This window comes from Mycobacterium hubeiense (assembly GCF_002838065.1).
Lineage (GTDB): Bacteria > Actinomycetota > Actinomycetes > Mycobacteriales > Mycobacteriaceae > Mycobacterium > Mycobacterium hubeiense.
The window spans coordinates 35,692-55,031 of sequence record NZ_PIZU01000010.1; the positions used below are offsets into that span (position 1 = coordinate 35,692).

General features: G+C 67.0%; 24 protein-coding genes. 11 read left to right on the plus strand and 13 right to left on the minus strand.

Annotated elements, in window-relative coordinates:
• Positions 1 to 42 precede the first annotated feature (42 nt).
• From CWS39_RS29130 to CWS39_RS10060, 3 genes are read left to right on the plus strand one after another with little or no spacing between them, the layout of a single operon-like run.
• Positions 43 to 651, plus strand: coding sequence for an acid phosphatase (locus CWS39_RS29130; RefSeq protein WP_199178035.1), 609 nt, complete (start codon positions 43 to 45; stop codon positions 649 to 651).
• Positions 639 to 1,736, plus strand: a complete 1,098-nt coding sequence (locus CWS39_RS29135) for an isochorismate synthase (protein ID WP_199178043.1) — start codon at positions 639 to 641, stop codon at positions 1,734 to 1,736. Before CWS39_RS29130 ends, CWS39_RS29135 begins: the two co-directional genes overlap by 13 nt.
• On the plus strand, positions 1,733 to 2,212 hold the full coding sequence (locus CWS39_RS10060; protein WP_102142775.1) for a GNAT family N-acetyltransferase: 480 nt from the start codon (positions 1,733 to 1,735) through the stop codon (positions 2,210 to 2,212). The genes CWS39_RS29135 and CWS39_RS10060 overlap by 4 nt, the downstream gene beginning before the upstream one ends.
• Here the strand turns inward: CWS39_RS10060 and CWS39_RS10065 are convergent.
• Positions 2,167 to 2,634 (minus strand): hypothetical protein, encoded by a 468-nt coding sequence (locus CWS39_RS10065; RefSeq protein ID WP_431306109.1) that lies wholly within the window; start codon positions 2,632 to 2,634, stop codon positions 2,167 to 2,169. The two genes, CWS39_RS10060 and CWS39_RS10065, sit on opposite strands and share 46 nt — an antisense overlap.
• Positions 2,635 to 2,639: 5 nt before the next feature.
• On the opposite strand from CWS39_RS10065, the gene CWS39_RS10070 reads away from it, so the two are divergent.
• Positions 2,640 to 3,593: a diacylglycerol/lipid kinase family protein gene (locus tag CWS39_RS10070; RefSeq protein WP_102142777.1), complete on the plus strand. Its 954-nt coding sequence runs from the start codon at positions 2,640 to 2,642 to the stop codon at positions 3,591 to 3,593.
• Between the two features lie 248 nt (positions 3,594 to 3,841).
• Positions 3,842 to 4,096 (plus strand): transcriptional regulator WhiB1, encoded by a 255-nt coding sequence (gene whiB1 / locus CWS39_RS10075; RefSeq protein ID WP_102142778.1) that lies wholly within the window; start codon positions 3,842 to 3,844, stop codon positions 4,094 to 4,096.
• A 116-nt stretch (positions 4,097 to 4,212) separates the two neighbouring features.
• Here the strand turns inward: whiB1 and CWS39_RS10080 are convergent, their stop codons facing one another.
• Together CWS39_RS10080 and CWS39_RS10085 are read right to left on the minus strand one after the other, a co-directional pair.
• Positions 4,213 to 5,706, minus strand: coding sequence for a sensor histidine kinase (locus CWS39_RS10080; RefSeq protein WP_102142779.1), 1,494 nt, complete (start codon positions 5,704 to 5,706; stop codon positions 4,213 to 4,215).
• A gap of 18 nt (positions 5,707 to 5,724) precedes the next feature.
• A complete protein-coding gene (locus CWS39_RS10085) occupies positions 5,725 to 5,940 on the minus strand; it encodes a biotin/lipoyl-binding carrier protein (protein WP_102142875.1) in 216 nt (71 codons plus the stop codon).
• A 122-nt stretch (positions 5,941 to 6,062) separates the two neighbouring features.
• Here CWS39_RS10085 and CWS39_RS30270 point away from each other — a divergent pair, with 122 nt between their 5' ends.
• Positions 6,063 to 6,137, plus strand: a complete 75-nt coding sequence (locus tag CWS39_RS30270) for a 50S ribosomal protein bL37 (protein WP_085976515.1) — start codon at positions 6,063 to 6,065, stop codon at positions 6,135 to 6,137.
• Positions 6,138 to 6,150: 13 nt separating this feature from the next.
• On the opposite strand, the gene rsrA is transcribed toward CWS39_RS30270, so the two are convergent.
• Complete coding sequence (gene rsrA / locus CWS39_RS10095; RefSeq protein WP_233213446.1) at positions 6,151 to 6,417, minus strand: mycothiol system anti-sigma-R factor; 267 nt, start codon at positions 6,415 to 6,417, stop codon at positions 6,151 to 6,153.
• 29 nt (positions 6,418 to 6,446) lie between these two features.
• Positions 6,447 to 7,085, minus strand: coding sequence for a sigma-70 family RNA polymerase sigma factor (locus CWS39_RS10100; RefSeq protein ID WP_199178044.1), 639 nt, complete (start codon positions 7,083 to 7,085; stop codon positions 6,447 to 6,449).
• 219 nt (positions 7,086 to 7,304) lie between these two features.
• On the opposite strand from CWS39_RS10100, the gene ybaK reads away from it, so the two are divergent.
• Both ybaK and CWS39_RS10110 read left to right on the plus strand, forming a co-directional pair.
• A complete protein-coding gene (gene ybaK / locus CWS39_RS10105; RefSeq protein ID WP_233213434.1) occupies positions 7,305 to 7,793 on the plus strand; it encodes a Cys-tRNA(Pro) deacylase in 489 nt (162 codons plus the stop codon).
• Positions 7,794 to 7,823: 30 nt separating this feature from the next.
• Positions 7,824 to 8,672, plus strand: coding sequence for an SDR family oxidoreductase (locus CWS39_RS10110; RefSeq protein WP_102142782.1), 849 nt, complete (start codon positions 7,824 to 7,826; stop codon positions 8,670 to 8,672).
• 38 nt (positions 8,673 to 8,710) lie between these two features.
• Here CWS39_RS10110 and CWS39_RS10115 read toward each other — a convergent pair whose 3' ends face one another.
• The 4 genes from CWS39_RS10115 to CWS39_RS10130 form a co-directional block, all read right to left on the minus strand.
• Entirely contained in the window at positions 8,711 to 9,139 is a 429-nt protein-coding gene (locus CWS39_RS10115; protein ID WP_102142783.1) for an ester cyclase, read from the minus strand.
• Positions 9,140 to 9,142: 3 nt separating this feature from the next.
• Positions 9,143 to 10,306 (minus strand): NDMA-dependent alcohol dehydrogenase, encoded by a 1,164-nt coding sequence (locus CWS39_RS10120; RefSeq protein ID WP_102142784.1) that lies wholly within the window; start codon positions 10,304 to 10,306, stop codon positions 9,143 to 9,145.
• Between the two features lie 92 nt (positions 10,307 to 10,398).
• On the minus strand, positions 10,399 to 11,229 hold the full coding sequence (locus CWS39_RS10125) for an enoyl-CoA hydratase/isomerase family protein (RefSeq protein ID WP_102142785.1): 831 nt from the start codon (positions 11,227 to 11,229) through the stop codon (positions 10,399 to 10,401).
• Positions 11,229 to 11,813, minus strand: coding sequence for a TetR/AcrR family transcriptional regulator (locus CWS39_RS10130; protein ID WP_102142786.1), 585 nt, complete (start codon positions 11,811 to 11,813; stop codon positions 11,229 to 11,231). The genes CWS39_RS10125 and CWS39_RS10130 overlap by 1 nt, the downstream gene beginning before the upstream one ends.
• A 47-nt stretch (positions 11,814 to 11,860) precedes the next feature.
• Between CWS39_RS10130 and CWS39_RS10135 the strand changes: the two genes are divergently transcribed.
• The gene (locus CWS39_RS10135) at positions 11,861 to 12,334 is read left to right on the plus strand and encodes an SAM-dependent methyltransferase (protein ID WP_255412998.1); all 474 of its coding nucleotides are present in this window, start codon (positions 11,861 to 11,863) and stop codon (positions 12,332 to 12,334) included.
• Here CWS39_RS10135 and CWS39_RS10140 read toward each other — a convergent pair.
• Positions 12,331 to 13,104: an SOS response-associated peptidase gene (locus CWS39_RS10140; protein WP_102142878.1), complete on the minus strand. Its 774-nt coding sequence runs from the start codon at positions 13,102 to 13,104 to the stop codon at positions 12,331 to 12,333. The two genes, CWS39_RS10135 and CWS39_RS10140, sit on opposite strands and share 4 nt — an antisense overlap.
• A 36-nt stretch (positions 13,105 to 13,140) precedes the next feature.
• On the opposite strand from CWS39_RS10140, the gene aroA reads away from it, so the two are divergent.
• Together aroA and rsgA are read left to right on the plus strand one after the other, a co-directional pair.
• Positions 13,141 to 14,448, plus strand: coding sequence for a 3-phosphoshikimate 1-carboxyvinyltransferase (gene aroA / locus CWS39_RS10145; RefSeq protein ID WP_102142877.1), 1,308 nt, complete (start codon positions 13,141 to 13,143; stop codon positions 14,446 to 14,448).
• The gene (gene rsgA / locus CWS39_RS10150; RefSeq protein WP_102142788.1) at positions 14,445 to 15,425 is read left to right on the plus strand and encodes a ribosome small subunit-dependent GTPase A; all 981 of its coding nucleotides are present in this window, start codon (positions 14,445 to 14,447) and stop codon (positions 15,423 to 15,425) included. Before aroA ends, rsgA begins: the two co-directional genes overlap by 4 nt.
• Here rsgA and CWS39_RS10155 read toward each other — a convergent pair.
• The 3 genes from CWS39_RS10155 to CWS39_RS10165 form a co-directional block, all read right to left on the minus strand.
• Complete coding sequence (locus CWS39_RS10155; RefSeq protein WP_102142789.1) at positions 15,422 to 16,657, minus strand: fatty acid desaturase family protein; 1,236 nt, start codon at positions 16,655 to 16,657, stop codon at positions 15,422 to 15,424. The two genes, rsgA and CWS39_RS10155, sit on opposite strands and share 4 nt — an antisense overlap.
• Before the next feature lie 69 nt (positions 16,658 to 16,726).
• On the minus strand, positions 16,727 to 17,863 hold the full coding sequence (locus CWS39_RS10160; RefSeq protein ID WP_102142790.1) for a ferredoxin reductase: 1,137 nt from the start codon (positions 17,861 to 17,863) through the stop codon (positions 16,727 to 16,729).
• A 63-nt stretch (positions 17,864 to 17,926) separates the two neighbouring features.
• Positions 17,927 to 19,333 (minus strand): metal-dependent hydrolase family protein, encoded by a 1,407-nt coding sequence (locus CWS39_RS10165; RefSeq protein ID WP_102142791.1) that lies wholly within the window; start codon positions 19,331 to 19,333, stop codon positions 17,927 to 17,929.
• Between the last annotated feature and the right edge of the window lie 7 nt (positions 19,334 to 19,340).

Here is a 19,340-nt window from a genome sequence, read left to right on the forward strand (position 1 = left end):
GTGCACGGATGTCCCCACCGGGCGTGCGGCAGAATCGGCACGGTGAGTCTTCAGCAGCACCGGCTGCTACTGCTGCGTCACGGCGAGACGGAGTGGTCATCATCCGGCCGCCACACCAGCCGCACCGATCTCGAGCTCACCGAAACCGGCCGCGAGCAAGCCGAGGTGACCGCCGACGCGCTGGCCCGCCTGCAACTGCAGGACCCGTTGGTGGTGAGCAGCCCCCGCAAACGCGCGCTTGTCACCGCCGAGTTGGCGGGACTCTCCGTAAACGAGGTGTCGCCGCTCATCGCGGAGTGGGATTACGGCGCCTACGAGGGGTTGACCACGCCCGAGATCCGGCGCGATGTGCCGGACTGGTTGGTGTGGACACATGGCTGCCCGGAGGGCGAAAGCGTGGCGCAGGTCAGCGACCGCGCCGATGCTGCGATCGCTATGGCGTTGCAGCACATGGCTTCCCGCGATGTGTTGTTCGTCGGACACGGTCACTTCTCACGCGCGGTGATCACCCGGTGGATCGAACTGCCGCTGTCCCAAGGCATTCGCTTCGCGATGGTGGCGGCGTCGATCGCGGTGTGCGGCTTCGAGCACGGCATGCGCCAGCTCACCGCGCTGACGTTGACCGGATACCCGCACCCCTGCGCACCGTGACGCCGACGTTCGCGTTGGTGGGTCCCGACGGCGTCGTCATCGCCGAGGATGTGCACACCGCCTACCCGCAGCTGGCCGACGCGCAGGCCGCGCTCGCATCGGGTATGACGCCAATTATCGTCGGCGCCTTACCTTTTGATGTGTCCCGCGCCACCGCGTTGTTTCGCCCACAGGCGGTGCAGTTCCTCGACGCGATGCCGGACTGGCCGGATCGGGGCACGCCGACGGTGCGGATCGCCCAGACCGTGCCGGCACCTGAGGAGCATCGGGCCCGCATCGGCGCCGCGCTACAACAGCTCAACGACCCGCACACCGGATTGCACAAGGTGGTGCTCGCCCGGGCCCTGCGATTGGTGGCCGACGAACCGTTGGACGAGCGCACGATCCTGCGACGACTCGCGGCCGACGCCGCCGCCACCGCGTATCTCGCCGATCTGACCCCCGCCGGCGGTAGCTATACCGGCACGACCCTGGTCGGTGCCAGCCCCGAACTCTTGGTGGCCCGCCGCGGCGAAACCGTCCTCTGCCGGCCGTTCGCGGGGTCGGCGCCGCGGCTGGCCGACCCGGATGCCGACGAGGCCAGCGGTGCCGCCCTCGCGGCGTCGGCCAAGAACCGCCACGAACACCAACTGGTGGTCGACGCGATGCGCACGGCATTGGACCCGTTGTGTGTCGACCTGCAGATCGCACCGACCCCGCAGCTGCACCGCACCGCGGCGGTTTGGCATCTGAGCACGCCGATCACCGCCAGGCTGCGCGAAAAGTCCGCCACGGCACTCGATTTGGCGGTTGCGCTGCATCCCACCCCGGCGGTCGGCGGCGTGCCCACCTCGACTGCGACGGCCCTGATCAACGAGCTGGAGGGCGACCGCGGCTTCTACGCCGGCGCGGTGGGCTGGTGCGACGAGCACGGCGACGGACGCTGGGTGGTCTCGATCCGATGTGCGCAGCTGTCCGCCGACCGGCGTTTCGCCGACGCGCACGCGGGCGGCGGTATCGTCGCCGAGTCCGATCCGGATGACGAAGTCGCGGAAACCACAACGAAATTCACCACGATCCTGTCGGCCCTGGGAGTGCAGCCATGACCGAAACCATCCGCCGCGTGCGTCCCGGCGACGAAATCGAGCTGACGGCGATGATCCACGAGCTCGCCGAGTTCGAACGGGCCGCCGAACAGTGCACCGTCACCGAAAGTCAATTGCGGACAGCACTTTTCGGAGATCAGCCGACGGTACACGGGCACCTCGTCGAGATCGACGGCGAAGCGGCCGCGGGGGCGCTGTGGTTCTACAACTTCTCCACCTGGGACGGCGTCGCCGGCATCTACCTGGAAGATCTGTACGTTCGCCCGCGGTTCCGCCGCCGCGGCCTGGCGCGAAAGCTGTTGGCCACGTTAGCTCGTGAATGCGTCGCGCATGGCTACACCCGGCTGAGTTGGGCCGTGCTGGACTGGAACGTCGACGCCATCGCGCTCTACGAATCCGTCGGCGGCAAACCGCAGCGCGAGTGGATCACCTACCGGGTGTCGGGTCCGGAATTGTCGGCGCTGGCCGAATCCTGATCGTCGGCGGCCCCCAACCACTCCAGCGTGGACGGGCTGAACAACAACACCAACGTTATTAGCGCGACGAGCGCCACCGGGATGCCGTAGTGCCACTGATGTGAGCCGACGGCGATGTACCAAGACACCGGCAGTAGCAGCAGTTGGGCGAACACGGCAATGCCGCGGCCCCACCGTCTGCCGGTCCACAACGCCCAGGCCGCCGCCAGTACGCCGGCGCCGATGATCGCGAACCAGGCGGCAGTGCCAAACTTGTTCATACCGGGCTCGTCGGGGCCGGTCAGCCCGCTGACGACGTAGACCACCGCCACCACCAATCCGACAACGCCTTCGAGCGCCACCAGCACGGCGGCCTGACGCACGGTGGTGGGCGATGCAACGGTCACGACGGTCAAGCGTAAACCTTGCGCGGCTAGGCTCATTCCTCGTGCGCGCCGTGCTGATCGTGAACCCGAACGCAACCTCCACCACCCCGGCCGGGCGCGATCTGCTCGCGCACGCGTTGGAAAGCCGGGTGAAGCTGACCGTCGCACACACCGACCACCGCGGCCACGCGATCGAGATCGCCCGCGACGCGGTCCGCGACGGCGTCGACGTGCTGATCGTGCACGGCGGCGACGGCACGGTGAACGAAGTGGTCAACGGCGTGGTGGGCGAATGCGGTCCCCGCGGCGCTGCCCCCGCGGTCGGGGTGGTGCCGGGCGGATCGGCCAACGTGTTCGCTCGCGCGCTGGGTATCAGCCCCGATCCGATCGAGGCGACGAATCAGCTGGTGGACCTGCTCAGCGACTACCGGCGGACCAAGTCGTGGCGGCGCATCGGCCTGATGGACTGCGGCGAACGCTGGGGGGTGTTCACCGCCGGGATGGGCGTCGACGGCGACGTGGTGGCGGCCGTTGAGGCCCAACGCGCAAAGGGCCGCAAAGTGACCGCGTCACGCTACATCCGCGTCGCCATCCGCGAGGTGCTCGCCAGTGCCCGCAAGGAGCCCACGTTGACGCTGCATCTGCCCGACCGCGAACCGGTGTCGGGGGTGCACTTCGCGTTCGTGTCGAACTCCAGCCCGTGGACCTACGCCAACGCCCGCCCGGTGTGGACCAATCCGGGCACGACGTTCGAGACGGGGCTGGGCGTGTTCGCGACGACCAGCATGAACGTCTGGGCGAATCTGCTCCTGGTGCGCCAGATGGTGTCGCGCAAGCCACGCATCGAGGCCAAGCACCTGGTGCGCGATGACGACCTGCCGTGGATCCGGGTGACTGCGGACACACCTGTGGCCTGTCAGATCGACGGTGACTTCGCTGGTCCGCGCGATGCGATGACGTTTACTGCGGTTCCTGAGGCTCTGGGCGTGGTCGCTCCACCTGCAAAAACCCTCTGACCTGCATTTATCTGCACAAATTGTCGAATTAGGGCGCAGGTGGATCGATTCTAGTACAACGTGATGAGTGGTCGGGAAACCCGGGCCCCTTAGTGAGATTGCCCACGAGTTAACTCACGAGTATTGACATCTGTTCAGCCTGTGAAAGCATCGGATGCAACAGTGCAGAAACATTTCGTGTGCACGCGTTAACAGCCGAAGAAAAGCTCGTGCGCTCTGCTGCGCACATAGTGAGGAGAGTTAGATCTATGGATTGGCGCCACAAGGCGGTCTGTCGCGACGAGGATCCGGAGCTGTTCTTCCCCGTGGGGAACAGCGGGCCGGCGCTCGCCCAGATCGCTGACGCGAAGCTTGTTTGTAACCGTTGTCCGGTCACCACTGAGTGCCTCACCTGGGCGTTGGATACCGGCCAGGACGCCGGCGTGTGGGGTGGCATGAGCGAGGACGAGCGGCGCGCGCTCAAGCGGCGCAACGCCCGGACCAAGGCCCGCACCGGGGTCTAGCTCCCTTTCCCATCGCAAAACCGGTACGGCCCCGACAAATGTCGGGGCCGTTACTCTGCGCAATTCTCGTAATTGCGAAGTATGCGATTTCCGCAAATTCGACCACTCGCCGATGGCTAGATCGCCGGCCTCGCGCGGCGGCCGATCGGCACCCGCAGCACCACGTCGGTGCCGCCCTCCGCAGCGTCGTGCATACCCAGTGAGCCGTCGAGCTCCGCAGACACCAGTGTCCGAACGATCTGCAGCCCCAACCGATCCGACTTCTCCAGGCTGAACCCGTCCGGCAGCCCGCGGCCGTCGTCGTGCACGACGACGTCGAGCCAGCGCGCCGACCGCTCGGCCCTGATGGTCACGCAGCCTTGTGCGGTGCTGGTGTCGAAAGCGTGCTCGATGGCGTTCTGCACCAGCTCGGTAATCACCATGATCAGCGCCGTCGCGCGGTCGGCGTCGAGCACGCCCAGCTCGCCGACGCGGTTGATGCGGATCGGAGTGTCGACGGTGGCCACGTCGTTCATGATCGGCAGGATCCGATCCACCACCTCGTCGAGGTTGACTTCCTCGTCCACCGACATCGACAGCGCATCGTGCACCAACGCGATCGAGGACACCCGCCGCACGGATTCGATCAGCGCCTCGCGCCCCTCGGCGTTGTTGGTGCGACGGGCCTGCAGCCGCAACAGCGCCGCCACCGTCTGCAGATTGTTCTTCACCCGGTGGTGGATTTCGCGGATGGTGGCGTCCTTGGACAGCAGCGCGCGATCACGGCGTTTGACCTCGGTCACATCGCGGATGAGCACCGCGGCGCCAACCGCCTTGCCGTGCACCACCAACGGCAACGTGCGCAGCAGCACGGCCGCGCCGCCGGCGTCGACCTCCATCCGCATACTGGATCCGCCGGCCAGCGAGTCGCGCACATGGTTGGCCAGTTCCTGCGCCTCGAACGGGTCGGAGATCAGCGGCCGGGTGATCGTGACGAGGTTGTGCCCCTCGAGCTCGGACGTCAGGCCCATGCGGTGGTAGGCCGAGATCGCGTTGGGGCTGGCGAAGACGACGACGCCTTCCTTGTCCAGGCGGATGAACCCGTCGCCGACGCGGGGGCTGGACCGCGACATCGCCAGATCGCCGACGTTGGGGAAGGTGCCTTCGGACAGCATGTGCAGCAGGTCGCCGGCGCAGTCGAGGTAGGCGGCCTCCAACGGGCTGGCCTTGCGGGTGGCCGCCAACGCGGTCTGATGCGTCAACACCGCGACCACCTGGTTGTTGTAGCGCACGGGAACAGCTTCGACCTTCAGCCCCGGAGCTGAATCCTGTTGTCCCCCAATGCCTTCACGCCCGATCGCGCCCGATTCGAACGCGGCGGTGACCACCGGCATCGCCTCCGCGTCGGCGACGGTGCCGACGGCGTCGGCAAGCAACACCGTCGGCGCGGTGTTGGGCCGGACCTGCGCAACACACACCAGCACACCGTCGTCGCGTCGCACCCACATCAGATAGTCGGCGAAGGACAGGTCGGCGATCAGCTGCCACTCCCCGACCACCGCGTGGAGGTGGTCGACGGCGTTGCCGGGCAGGACGGTGTGCTCGGCGAGCAGGTCACCGAGGGTGGACATCGGGCACTACACCAAGCGTTAGCTGATCACCGCGATGAGGTCGCCGGCCTGGATGACGTCGCCCACGGATACGGCCACCTTGCTGACGGTTCCCGCCACCTCGGCGAGCACCGGAATCTCCATCTTCATCGACTCCAGCAGCACCAGGGTGTCGCCCTCACCGATCTGGTCGCCCTCGTGAACAACGACCTCGAGCACACTGGCCACGATTTCGGCGCGAACGTCCTCGGCCATCTTCACCCCACTCACTCTGGCTGCTTGTCTACCGGCTACATCGAACCACAACCGGGCCCCAGCGGCGGACCCGCCGGCTCATGAGACACTGGTAGCCAAGCATCAACCAGACGGAGGACACCATGGCCAAGCGTGGCCGCAAGAAGCGCGACCGCAAACATTCCAAGGCAAACCACGGAAAGCGCCCCAACTCCTAGGGGCGCTTTTCTTTTAGCCTCCGCGAATGATGGTGGTGCGGCTGATCTCGATGCGCAGCCGCTCGCGCAGCCGATCCGGGGCCTTCTCCCCGCCGCACTTGCTGGCGATCAATTTCTTGACCCGCTCCTCGAGCCCGTAATGCCGCAGGCATGCGGGGCATTCTTCGAGATGATGCTTGAGCTTGTCCCGTGTCTCGGGCGTGCATTCGCCGTCGAGCAGCGTCCATACCTCGGCGATCACCGCGGCACAGTCGGGATGCTCGGGGTCGACGGGACCGATCGGTGGCGTCCAGCGCTCGTCTTCGTCGCTCACGACGACACCTCCTCCGCCGCATCGACCTGTTCACCGCGGAGGAAGCCGCGGTCGCGGGCCACATCGGCCAGCAGTGCGCGCAGCTGGCGTCTCCCCCGGTGCAACCGGGACATCACCGTGCCAATGGGCGTATCCATGATTTCGGCGATCTCCTTGTATGGGAAACCTTCCACATCGGCGTAGTACACCGCCATCCGGAACTCCTCGGGGAGCGCCTGCAAAGCCGCCTTGATCTCGGTATCCGGCAGGGCCTCCAGTGCCTCCACCTCCGCTGAGCGCAGACCCGTCGAGGAATGCTCGGCGTTGGCCGCCAGCTGCCAGTCGGTGATCTCCTCCGTCGGATACTCCGAGGGCTGACGCTGCTTCTTGCGGTAGCTGTTGATGTAGGTGTTGGTCAGGATGCGATACAGCCAGGCCTTGAGATTGGTGCCCTCGCGGAAAGACCGGAAACCGGCATAGGCCTTCACCATGGTTTCCTGCAGCAGATCTTCGGCGTCGGCGGGATTGCGGGTCATCCGCAGTGCACCGCCGTAGAGCTGGTCGAGCAGCGGAATCGCGTCACGCTCGAAGCGCGCGGTCAGCTCGGCATCGGTCTCTGGCGCCGTATCGGGCGTTGACCCGTCGACGTCGGTCATCGTGGGAGACACCGTCCCTTCTGTAGCGATGCCACCGAATACGCCCGGGACATCCACCGGACGTTCCAGGCAGACGGTTGGCACCAAAATCCCCTTCTCCCGATCCTAGAGGTTGTGACCGACATGTTTTCTGGCTGCGGAAATGCGGCCAGGACTGCCCCCAATAACAGCACGGACGGCCGCGCTTGTTCCCGATTCGCGCCCACTAGTCTGAGGCCCGTGGCGCGCGCAGCAACCCCGGCGATCACGGCCCTGCTGGCCGCGGAGGTCCCCCACGAGGTGCTGCAGTACGAGCACGACCCCCGCAACGAATCGTTTGGCGAGGAGGCCGTCGAAGAACTGGCCGCGATCGAGGGCGTTGCTCCTGAGCAGGTGTTCAAGACGCTGGTCGTCGCCGTGCCGGACGGGTTGGCCGTCGCGGTGCTGCCGGTGCCCGCGAAACTGTCGCTCAAGGCTGTGGCCGCTGCGCTGGGCGTGCCGAAGGCGACGATGGCCGACCGCGCCGCCGCCGAGCGCTCCACCGGATACGTCATCGGCGGCATCTCGCCGTTCGGCCAGCGCAAGGCGCTGCCGACGGTGGTCGACGCGTCGGCGCTGCACTGGGACAAGGTGCTGTGCAGTGCCGGTAAACGGGGCTGGGACGTCGCGGTGCACCCGCAGGATCTGATCCGGCTGACCAACGCGGTCGTCGCGGACATCCGGGCCTGACGCGCCGGCGACCCGCATAGGGTGTGAGCCATGTCGCTTTCCGGGAAGACCATGTTCATCTCCGGCGCCAGCCGCGGCATCGGGCTGGCCATCGCCAAGCGGGCCGCGGCCGACGGCGCCAACATCGCGCTGATCGCCAAGACCGCCGAGCCGCACCCCAAGCTGCCCGGCACGGTGTACACCGCCGCCAAGGAGCTGGAGGACGCCGGCGGGCAGGCGTTGCCAATCGTCGGCGACGTCCGCGACGGCGAGTCGGTGGACGCGGCCGTCGCCAAGACCGTCGAACAGTTCGGCGGGATCGACATCTGCGTGAACAATGCGTCGGCGATCAACCTCGGCTCCATCGAGGAGGTGCCGCTGAAGCGCTTCGACCTGATGAACGGCATCCAGGTGCGCGGCACGTATGCGGTGTCACAGGCCTGCATTCCGCACATGAAGGGGCGCGACAACCCGCACATCTTGACGCTCTCGCCACCCGTTCTGCTGGAGAAGAAGTGGCTCAAGCCGACGCCGTACATGATGGCGAAGTTCGGGATGACGTTGTGCGCCTTGGGTATTGCCGAGGAGATGCGTGACGCCGGCATCGCCTCCAACACGCTGTGGCCGCGCACCATGGTGGCCACCGCCGCGGTGCAGAACCTGCTCGGCGGCGAAGCTGCGATGGCGCGGTCGCGCAAACCCGAGGTCTACGCCGACGCGGCCTACGTCATCCTCAACAAACCGGCCAAGGAGTACACCGGCAACACCCTGCTGTGCGAGGACGTGCTGGTGGACAACGGCGCCACCGATCTGTCGGTGTACGACTGCGTTCCGGGCTCGGAACTTGGCGTGGACTTCTGGGTCGACGCGGCCAACCCGCCGGGCTACAGCGGGCCGTGATGCCTAAGTGGTTGATCACCCCCAAATATCGCGAGTAATCAACCCGTTAAGCCGACTTCAAGCTGGGTGAGCAGCCCGGCGACGTCCATGTAGTGGTAGTCCTCGGCGACCAGCCCGTCGTCGTTCATCACCGTGAACGTCGCCCCCTCCACCCGCACCGAACGCCCCGTCGGCGCAATCCCGAACAGCTCGCCCTGATGGGTGCCGGTCATCACCCAGCGGTCGGCGTGGCACGGCCCGTCGATCACGAGCGCCTGCCGCTGGAGCCGAAAGTCGGGAAACGCCAGGAACAATCGCGCCGCGCGTTCACGCACCGCGTCGCGCCCCACGGCGATCTCGGAACTGCCCGCCTCGCGCGTCACCGCGTCCTCGGCGAACACCGCCGCCACCGCGTCGGCGTCGTGGGCGTTCCACGCCGCGTAGGTCGCGTCGCTGACCTCGAGCGCCCGGCGTCGATGGTCGGTCACGTGCTACTGAAACTCGATGACGCCGCGGATGTTTCGGCCGCCGCGCATGTCGGCGATCGCGTCGTTGATCTGGTCGAGACGATAACGCCTTGTCACCAGCTCGTCGAGCTTGAGGTGGCCGTTGCGGTACATCGTCAACAGCATCGGCACGCTTGTGCGTGGATTCATGCCGCCGTAGAGCAAGCCCTTGACGTGCTTGCAGTTCTGCACCATGTCGACCAGCGAGAGCGGCACCATGCTCAGTTCGAATTTCGGCACCGCCGTCATCAAGCAGGTGCCGCCCTTGCGCGTCAGCATCAACGCGGGCGCCAGCAGTTCGGCGTGAAGCACGCTCGGGGTGAGCACCACTCGGTCGGCCATCACGCCGGCGGTCAACTCGTGCACCAAGGGGATTGCTTCCTCGATGGACGGGCTGGTGTCGGTCGCGCCGAAGAACTTGGCCGTATCCCGTTTGAAATCAACGGGATCCACCGCGATGACGGCGTTGGCGCCCGCCGCGCGGGCCCCCTGGACAGCGTTGATGCCCACCCCGCCGGTGCCGATGATCACCACGACGTCGCCGGGTTCCGTTCCGACACCGATGGTTCCAGAACCCCAGCCCGTCGAGACGCCGCACGACACCAGCGACGCCGCTTCGAAGGGAATCGACTTGTCGACCTTGATCACCGACTCCTCGGCCAGCACGGCATATTCGGAGAACGTGCCCAGCTGAGTCATCGCGGTCAGGTTCTCACCGTTGACGTGCCGTCGCGCGGTGCCGTCGGTCGTCATCTCCTTGGCGAAAAGCAGCGCGCCCTGGTCACACAGGTAGGTCATGCCCGACACGCACCACCGGCATGCGCCGCAGGCCGGGATAAACGACATCGCGACATGATCGCCGGGCTGCACGGACCGCACACCGGGGCCGACTTCCTCGACGACGCCGGCGCCTTCGTGCCCGCCGAGAAGCGGGAAATACTCGAGGGGCGGGGCACCGGAAGCCTCCATGAGGGCTGCGAAATCCGGTGTGGGAATCATGTCGCCGGTGGCGAAATGGTCGTCGGAATGGCAGATTCCGGCGACGGCCATCTTCACCAGCACCTCGCCCTCGCAAGGCGGGTCGAGCGTGATCTCGCTGATCTCCCAGTCCTCGCCGACCCCGCGCAAAACCGCCGCCTGACACTTCATGTGCGATCTCCCCTGTCCCGCGACGCGGCCTGCGCCGCGAAGTCAGGATCGCACCGGCACGGCGGGCGTGTTGGGGATTCGGCCACTTCCACTCAGGCCAGCATGGCACGCACACTGTCGGCGAACGCCGCGGTGGTGAAGCAGATAGGTTCGGCGAACTCCTCGATCGTGAGCGCGTCGTTCCAGCTCGCATCGGCGGTGGCCCGCAGCAGCGGTTTGGCCATGGCCACCGCGTGCGGCGGCATGGCGGCGACTCGTGAACACCACTCGTCGGCGGTGGCCAGCAGCTTCTCGTGCGCCACGACCTCCTGCACGAGTCCCAGCTGCTGCGCCTGCTCGGCGGTGATGTGCTCTGCGCGCACGTAGTACGCGAGGGCGCCCTGATAGCCCAGACGCCGGGTCAGCGCCCAGCTGGTGCCGACCTCGGGGATCAGGCCGAGCTTGCCGAAGGCGGGCACGATGACCGCCCGCTCGCTGGCGATGACGAAGTCACACGTCAGCGCCCACGCCAGCCCGACGCCGGCCGCGGCGCCGTTGAGTGCGGCCACGAAGATGGTGTCCGACCCCGCGATGAGGCGGGCGATGCCGCCGAATTCCCGACGGATCCAGCGCCAGACATCAGCGACGCCCTCGGGCGCGTCGAGGTTCTCGATGGCGGTGCGCATCATCTTCAGGTCCCCGCCGGCGCTGAATCCCGGGTCAGCGCCGGTCAATACGACGCTGCGCACGTCGGCGTCGGCGTCGAGGGTTTCCAGCGCTCGACGCAGCTGACGAACCAGCGGTGCCGAGAGCACGTTGAGTCGGTCCGCCTCGTCGAGAGTGACGACCGCACGGTCACCGCGATACTCGACGCGAACACGTTGGGGCGCATCGGGATCCTCGCCCGCCGCGACCATGCTCGGATAGAGCGGATCTTTCGTCATCAGATTTTCTCCTCAATAGTGTTGGCACGCAACGTGGCCCAGGCCGCATCCGCGAATGTCTCGACAGTTGACCGTGCAAGTTTTGTTTCGCCATGGGAAAGCCAATAGCGGCTGAACTCCTGCGCCGGACCGAGCCAGAGCGCGGCCGTCACGCCGGGCTGCATGGGTCGCAACATGCCGTAGGTGTGGTGCGGCCGCCACCAATCCCCCACGGCGGCGAAGAATTCCCGGTTGGACTGGCGCAGCGCGTCACTGTCCAACCGGTCGCCGAGCAGCAGCGCGGCCTCGCCCCGGTGCTGCTCCACCCACCGCAGGTGATAGGTGACGCCGCTGCGAATACCGCGCTCGGCAATGTCGCTATCGCGCAGCGTCGCGACGAAACCCGTTTGGTACTCGCCGATCAGCTCGGCATACACGGCCGCGGCCAGCGCGTGTTTGTCCGGAAAGTGATGGTAGAGCGCCCCGACGCTCACCTCGGCCTCGCGGCGCACCTCTTCGAGGGTCGGGGCCAGCGTGCCGTCGGCGGCGAATCGGCGTCGGGCCACCTCGAGCAATCGCCCTCGAGCGTCCTGACCCCTCGGCACGAGGAATACTCTATCAGTACCGAGGAATCCTCTGCTCGACCACGACGCTGGCCCGGCTGGGCGCCGAACCCACCGCCGAGCACCGGGCCGTCGCTGTCGACCTGCGCGCATGGCCACGTGCGCTGCTGGACAACGGGTTTGATCCCTCATGTCCGACGGCATGGATCGCCGAGGGGCTGTTGGTCTACCTGCCGCCGCAGGCTGCGGATCAATTGTTCGACGACATCACCGAATACAGCGCTGCGGGCAGCCACTTCGCCGCCGAGTACATCCCCGCCACATCGGCGTTCTCCGACACGGCGAGCTTTCGACGGTACGGCCTGACGGTCGATGTGTCGGATCTCCTCTACGGCGGCGAGCGCAGCGACGTGATCGAATACCTGACCGCGCGCGGGTGGTCGTTGACGGTGCAGACCCTCCCGGAAGCGTACGCCGCCAACGGCTTTGAGATGCCTGACGACGATATCTTCGCCGCCTACGCCGACGCCCGCATCGTCAGCGGCGTGCTGGAGCGCCCTTAGAGCAGGGTCGCCTGCTCGGGCTGCGATTCGACCGGCTCGATCAACTCCGGCCCGTTGTTGCGGATGCTGTTGACGAGCTTGGACACCTCGCGGATCTCGATGCGGTCGAGGTCGCCGTGTCCGCGCAGCAGTCCCTCGTCGATCGGCGCGTCCGGATCCAGCCATCGGTCCCAGTCGCTCTTGCTGACGGTCAGCGGCATCCGATCGTGGATCTCGGCCAGCGGCCCGGCCGCATCCGTCGTGATGATCGTGCAGCTCAGCAGCGGCGGCGCGTCCTTGGGTGCGCCCTTGGGCCGCCACGTCGACCACAGGCCCGCCATGAACAGCATCTCCCCGTCAGCCGCGTACATGTAGAAGGGCGTCTTGTTGCCCTTCTCGCCGCGCCACTCATACCAGCCGTCCATCGGCACCAGGCAGCGTTGGCTTTTCGCCGAGCTACGGAACGCCGGCGACGTGGTCACCTTGTCGGCACGCGCGTTGATCAGCAGCGGCCCCTTGGTGTCGGGTCCGCCGTCCGCGGATTCCTTCACCCACGGCGGCACCAGCCCCCAGCGCATCAGCCGCACCCGCCGGCTGGCCTCGTCGTCGGGCTCGCTGTGCCGGCGCACGACGGTGCTGATGGTGGTGGTCGGCGCGACGTTGTAGTTCGGGCCGGCTGTATCCTTTGCCGACGCCGACGTGGCCGATGCGGCCACTGTGCTTTCGTCAATCGCCTGGATTTTCTCCGCCAGCAGCGCCGGATCGGTGGTTACCGCGAATCGCCCGCACATATATCCCATGGTGACACGGCCAACCGACAAGGCAGGATAGAGCGCGTGAGCACCTGGCCGGCCCCATCGACGTCGGGCCCTGTGCACGCCACCATCAGCGTGCCGGGCTCGAAGTCGCAGACCAACCGCGCGCTGGTGCTCGCCGCGCTGGCCACCCCGCAAGGCACCTCGATGATCAGCGGGGCGCTGCGCAGCCGCGACACCGATCTGATGATCGACGCGCTGCGGAGCCTGGGCGTGACGGTCGAGGGCGACAGCTCCGAGTTGACCGTCAGCGGCCGTATCGCCCCGGCGTCGGGCGCGCGCATCGATTGCGGACTGGCCGGCACGGTGTTGCGGTTCGTCCCCTCCGTCGCCGCGCTGGGCACCCAATCCGTGACGTTCGACGGCGACGCGCAGGCCCGCACCCGGCCCATCACCCCGCTGCTGAATGCGCTGCGCGGGCTGGGCGTGCGCATCGAGGGCGACGGTCTGCCGTTCGTCGTGCACGGAGACCGAACGGTTGCCGGCGGCACCGTCGAGATCGACGCGTCGGCCTCGTCGCAGTTCGTATCCGGGCTGCTGCTGTCCGGCGCCGCGTTCACCGACGGCCTGACGGTCGTGCATACCGGCGAATCGGTGCCGTCGGCACCACATGTGGCGATGACGGTGTCGATGCTGCGCGACGCCGGCGTCGACGTCGATGACAGCCACGCGAACCGTTGGGTGGTGCGCCCCGGCCCCGTCGCGGCGCGGCATTGGACCATCGAGCCCGACTTGTCCAATGCGGTTCCGTTCCTGGCGGCGGCGGTGGTCTCCGGTGGCGCGGTGCGCATCACTGGGTGGCCGACGGTCAGCACGCAGCCTGCCGAGGCGGTGCGGGCGATCCTGGAGAAAATGGGTTCGACTGTGCGCGACGCCGGTTCATATCTCGAGGTGCAGGGCGCCGGAAGCTACGGCGGTTTCGACGTCGACCTGCACGAGGTCGGCGAGCTCACCCCGTCGGTCGCAGCGCTGGCCGCCCTGGCCACGCCGGGCGCGGTGTCGCAGTTGCACGGCATCGCCCATCTGCGTGGTCACGAAACCGACCGGCTGGCAGCGCTTTCCGCGGAGATCAACGGCCTGGGCGGACACTGCGTCGAAACCGACGACGGCCTGGTCATCACCGCCCGGCCGTTACACGGCGGGGTGTGGCGCTCCTACGCCGATCACCGGATGGCCACCGCAGGCGCCATCGTCGGCCTGCGGGTGCCCGGTGTCGAGGTCGAGGACATCGGCACCACCGCCAAGACGCTGCCGGAGTTTCCGCAGCTGTGGGCCGACATGCTGGCCGGCCAGACGCTGGCGCCAGAGGCAGGCGATTGAGCGCTCGCGAATACGACGAATCCGATGTCCGGGTGCGGCCCGGCCGGGGTTCGCGGCCGCGCACCAAGATCCGTCCCGAGCACGCCGACGCCCGCAACGCGATGGTGGTCACGGTGGACCGCGGTCGCTGGCGCTGCGCGCTGGACGGCGATCCCGACAGGCTGGTAACCGCCATGCGGGCTAGGGAATTGGGACGCACACCGATAGTCGTCGGTGACGAGGTCGGGGTCGTCGGCGATCTGTCCGGCCGGCCTGACACGCTGGCCCGGATCGTGCGACGCGGCCACCGGCGAACCGTGTTGCGCCGCACCGCAGATGACACCGACCCGACGGAACGGGTGGTCGTCGCCAATGCCGATCAGTTGCTCATCGTGGTGGCGCTGGCCGACCCGCCGCCGCGCACCGGCCTCGTCGAACGCGCGCTGATAGCCGCCTACGCCGGCGGATTGACGCCGATTCTGTGCCTCACCAAAACCGACCTCGCTCCGCCGGAGCCGTTCGCCGCGCAGTTCGCCGGCCTCGATCTCACCGTCACCACCGCGGGCCGGGACGATCCCCTGGAGCCCGTCGAGTCGCTGCTGACCGAAAAGGTCACCGTGCTGCTCGGCCATTCCGGCGTTGGGAAGTCCACACTCGTCAATCGCCTTGTGCCAGAGGCTGATCGGGCTATCGGCGAGGTGACGGGCGTCGGGAAGGGCCGGCACACGTCGACGCAATCGGTGGCGCTGCCGCTGAGCTTCGGCGGGTGGGTGATCGATACGCCGGGCATCCGGTCGTTCGGGCTGGCCCACATCGAACCCGACGACGTGCTGCTGGCGTTCTCCGATCTGGCCGAGGCGATCAAGGACTGCCCCCGCGGCTGCGGCCACATGGGTGTGCCCGCCGATCCCGAATGCGCGCTGGACACCCTGACCGGACCCGCCGGCGATCGCGTAGCGGCAGCCCGCCGCTTGTTGTCGACGCTGCGGGAAGCCTAAGCGGCGCGTTTGGTTTCGCGACTGTCCCGGCGGCGTGCACGCACTGCGGCGATCGCTGACTTGAGGCCACGTCGCTGCGCCGGCTCGAGTTCGGAGAACATCCGCTCGCTGCGCGTCTCCGGCGCATCGTCGGCGGTGGCGCGCAGATACTTATCCGGCAGCGACAGCTTGGCGATGGTGCGCCAGGCCTTGCCGTACTGCACCAGGAAAGACCCTGTGGTGTAAGGCAAGTCGTACTTGTCGCACACCTCGCGCACCCGCAACGAGATCTCGTAGAGCCGGTTGCTCGGCAGATCCGGGTACAGGTGATGCTCGATCTGGTGGCACAGATTGCCGCTCATGAACCGCAGCACCGGCCCGTTCTCGAAGTTGGCGCTGCCCAGCATCTGGCGCAGATACCACTGACCCTTGGATTCACCGGCTATGTCGGTCTTGGTGAATTTCTCTGCGCCGTCAGGGAAATGGCCGCAGAAGATCACCGCGTTGGCCCACACGTTGCGGATGATGTTGGCCACCGCGTTGGCCTTGGCCGTCGACTTGAACGACGCGCCCGGCGACAGCGATGTCACCGCCGGCCACGCCACGTAGTCCTTGAACACCTGCGCGCCGGCCTTGACGCCGAATTCGCGCACCCGCACCAGGGTGGCCTTGCGGTCGTCGCGGCCCTTGAAGATCTTGCCGAGTTCCAGGTGCTGCAGGCCCACGCCCCATTCGAACAACACCGCCAGCAAGGTGTTGAAGAACAGGTTGAGCAGATTCATCGGCTTCCAGCGCTCATCGCGGGTCACCCGGATCACGCCGTAGCCCACATCGTCGTCCATGCCGAGGATGTTGGTGTACTTGTGATGCATGAAGTTGTGGGTGAAGCGCCAGTGCTTGGACGCCCCGCTCATATCCCACTCCCACGTCGAGGAGTGGATCTCGGGATCGTTCATCCAATCCCATTGGCCGTGCATGACGTTGTGGCCGATCTCCATGTTCTCGATGATCTTGGCCACCCCCAGCGTCGCGGTGCCCGCCCACCATGCCGAGCGGCGCGAGCCGGCCGCCAGCATGACACGGCCGGCGACCTCGAGGGCACGCTGAGCAGCAATGGTCCGGCGGATATAGCGCGCGTCGCGCTCACCTCTGGAGTCTTCGATGTCCTGACGGATCGCATCGAGCTCGAAGGCCAGATTCTCGATGTCGGCGTCGGTCAGATGCGCGAACGCCGGAACGTCAGTGATTGCCATCGCTCAGACCTCCTTTCACAAGCTACGGTAGCGTAACCTACGAAGCCGTAGGTTACTAGTCAGTAAAGCTTAGACATCCAGCACGCAATCGCCAGAAGCTGCGGAAATGCAGGTTTGGACGCGGGTGCCCGGCTCGCGTTCCTCGCCGGTCCGCAGATCGCGGACGTGACCGCCGATCAAGCCGACGACACATGATTGGCAGATCCCCATTCGGCAACCGAACGGCATCTGGATCCCGGCGTTCTCGCCGGCGTCCATCAGTGGTGTCGCACCGTCAACGGTGACCGTCTTTCCGCTGCGCGCGAACTGGACTGTCCCGCCCTGCCCGTGGACGGCGGCGCGGGACGCCGCGAAGCGCTCCAGGTGCAGCCGCTCGGAAATCCCTGCCGCGGCCCACGTTTTCTCGGCGGCGTTGAGCATGCCTTCCGGACCGCACGCCCAGGTCTGGCGATCCCGCCAGTCCGGCACCTCGTCGCCGAGCCGGGCCAGGTCCAGACGACCTTGCGTGCGGGTGGCACGCACCTGCAACCGGTAGCCGGGTTGCGCGCCTTGCAACTCGGTCAACTCCGAGGCGAACATCACATCGGATTCCGTTGGCGCGGAATGCAAATGCACGACGTCGGTGATCTGGTCGCGGCGGACCAGGGTGCGCAACATCGACATTACCGGGGTGATCCCCGATCCGCCGGTGATGAACAACACCGACGCCGGCGCCGGGTCGGGCATCACGAAATTCCCTTGCGGCGCAGCCAGTCTCACGATCGTGCCGGGTGCCACCCCGCCGACCAGATGCGTCGACAGGAACCCCTCGGGCATAGCTTTGACCGTGATGGTGATGGTCTTCTTGTCGGCCACCGGCGTCGAGGTCAAAGAGTAGGACCGCCACCGCCAGCGGCCGTCGACGAGCAGGCCGATTCCGATGTATTGGCCGGGTTGGTAGTCGAACGAGAAACCCCATCCAGGCTTGATCACCAAGGTCGCCGAGTCGACGGTTTCCCGTCGCACGTCGAGCACCCGTCCGCGCAGTTCGCGTGCCGACCACAGCGGATTGGCCAACTGCAGATAGTCGTCGGGCAGCAGCGGCGTGGTGATCCGCCCCACGATGGTGCGCAAGGCGTGCCAGCCCGGGCGCTCGTTGGCGCCGGCGATCCTGGGTCGGATGGTGTCGGCGACATTGGCCGAGACCTTGATGTAGTTCTTGGCCATCAAACCTACGGTACCGTAACCTACGGTTTGGTAGCCAGTCCTACGTCAATGTTGACGGGTACGTCAACCCAACGTGTTCTTGTAGACCTTGCCATCTTTCATGATGATCTTGAAATTGCGCGCGGGGTCGGCCACCAAGTTCAGGTCCGCCAGCGGATCACCGTCGACGAGCAGCAGATCCGCCAGCGCACCCTGCTCCACCGTCCCCAGCTTGCCCGAGTACGGACTGCGCTTACCCGACAGGGCGAGCAGTTCGGCATTTGCTCCGGTGGCCATCGCCAGCACCTCGGCCGGTGTGAACCACCTCTCCAGGCCCGCCAGCAACGCCCCTTGCCTGGGGGCCAACTGCGGCGAGAAGAGGATGTCCGTGCCGAACGCCGTCTTGATGTTGTGCTCGCGGGCCAGTTGATAAACGTTGTTGACGCCGTCGACGATCTCCTTGGCCTTGGCGGCCTCGTCGGAGCCGGGCGGGAACGCGCCGATCATCTCGGCCGGGATGGGCTGCGTGCTCAACCAGATGCCCTTGTCGGCCATCTCTTTGGCTGTGGCCTCGTCCATCAGGTGTGCGTGCTCGATGACTCGCACGCCCGCGCGGATCGCCTGCCTGATGGTGGCCGGAGTGTAAGCGTGCACGCTGACGTACGTGCCCCAGTTGGTGGCCGCCTCGGTCGCGGCACGCAGTTCGGGTTCGGTGAACGCGACCACGTCAAGCGGACTGTGCGGCGACGACACCCCGCCACCGGCTGTCAGCTTGATCTGCGACGCGCCCTGGAACAACTGCTCCCGGGTCCGCATCCGCACCTCGTCAGGGCTGTCGGCGACCATGCTGGCCCCCAGCGCCTCTTGATGCGACACGTGACCGCCGGTCGTGCGCGGCAGATCGTGGCCGGTGCGGAAGTCGCCGTGCCCGCTGGTCACCGTGATCATCGCTCCGGACGGGAAGACCCGTGGTCCGTCGATCACGCCTTCGTCGATGGCCCGTTTCAGCCCGAAGCTGGGTCCGCCGAGATCGCGCACGGTGGTGAAGCCGCGCATCAGGGTTTCGGTGGCCTCGGCGCCCGCCAACAGGTTCAGGTATCCCGGATCCAGGGTGGTCAACTGCGTCACCGGCGGCCGCACCAGCATCGTGTGCCAGTGGTTGTCGATCAGGCCCGGCATCAACGTTCGGCCGCCGCCGTCGATCACCGTGGCGTCCGGCTCGGCAGGCAGCGGATCGGTGGAGATCCGCGCGATGCGGTTTCCTTTCACCCGCACGTTCGACGGGGCCGACAACCGATCGCTGTGGCCGTCGAAGATCCGGACATCGCGGATATCGGTCACCGGCGCATCGGGCCGCTCATCGGAGCCCGGGCCGGCGGCCGGGCTCTCCGGCGGCGGAGCACTCGTCGTCGGGCTGGCACCATCGCCCGCAGAACACCCGAACGAGGCCAGGACGAGAGCCAGCGTGGCAAGCAGAGGCAGGGGTCTCATCAACACC

Coding starts and splice junctions, on each gene's coding strand:
- CWS39_RS10060 (WP_102142775.1), top strand. CDS start 1,733: ATGACCGAAACCATCCGCCGCGTGCGTCCCGGCGACGAAATCGAGCTG.
- CWS39_RS10155 (WP_102142789.1), bottom strand. CDS start 16,657: ATGGCAATCACTGACGTTCCGGCGTTCGCGCATCTGACCGACGCCGAC.
- CWS39_RS10140 (WP_102142878.1), bottom strand. CDS start 13,104: ATGTGCGGGCGATTCGCGGTAACCACCGATCCGGCGCTGCTGGCGGAG.
- whiB1 (WP_102142778.1), top strand. CDS start 3,842: ATGGATTGGCGCCACAAGGCGGTCTGTCGCGACGAGGATCCGGAGCTG.
- CWS39_RS10100 (WP_199178044.1), bottom strand. CDS start 7,085: ATGACCGACGTCGACGGGTCAACGCCCGATACGGCGCCAGAGACCGAT.
- CWS39_RS10120 (WP_102142784.1), bottom strand. CDS start 10,306: ATGAAGTGTCAGGCGGCGGTTTTGCGCGGGGTCGGCGAGGACTGGGAG.
- CWS39_RS10125 (WP_102142785.1), bottom strand. CDS start 11,229: ATGACGAAAGATCCGCTCTATCCGAGCATGGTCGCGGCGGGCGAGGAT.
- CWS39_RS10080 (WP_102142779.1), bottom strand. CDS start 5,706: ATGTCCACCCTCGGTGACCTGCTCGCCGAGCACACCGTCCTGCCCGGC.
- CWS39_RS10160 (WP_102142790.1), bottom strand. CDS start 17,863: ATGGCCAAGAACTACATCAAGGTCTCGGCCAATGTCGCCGACACCATC.
- CWS39_RS10110 (WP_102142782.1), top strand. CDS start 7,824: ATGTCGCTTTCCGGGAAGACCATGTTCATCTCCGGCGCCAGCCGCGGC.
- CWS39_RS10085 (WP_102142875.1), bottom strand. CDS start 5,940: ATGGCCGAGGACGTTCGCGCCGAAATCGTGGCCAGTGTGCTCGAGGTC.
- CWS39_RS10165 (WP_102142791.1), bottom strand. CDS start 19,333: ATGAGACCCCTGCCTCTGCTTGCCACGCTGGCTCTCGTCCTGGCCTCG.
- CWS39_RS10065 (WP_431306109.1), bottom strand. CDS start 2,634: ATGAGCCTAGCCGCGCAAGGTTTACGCTTGACCGTCGTGACCGTTGCA.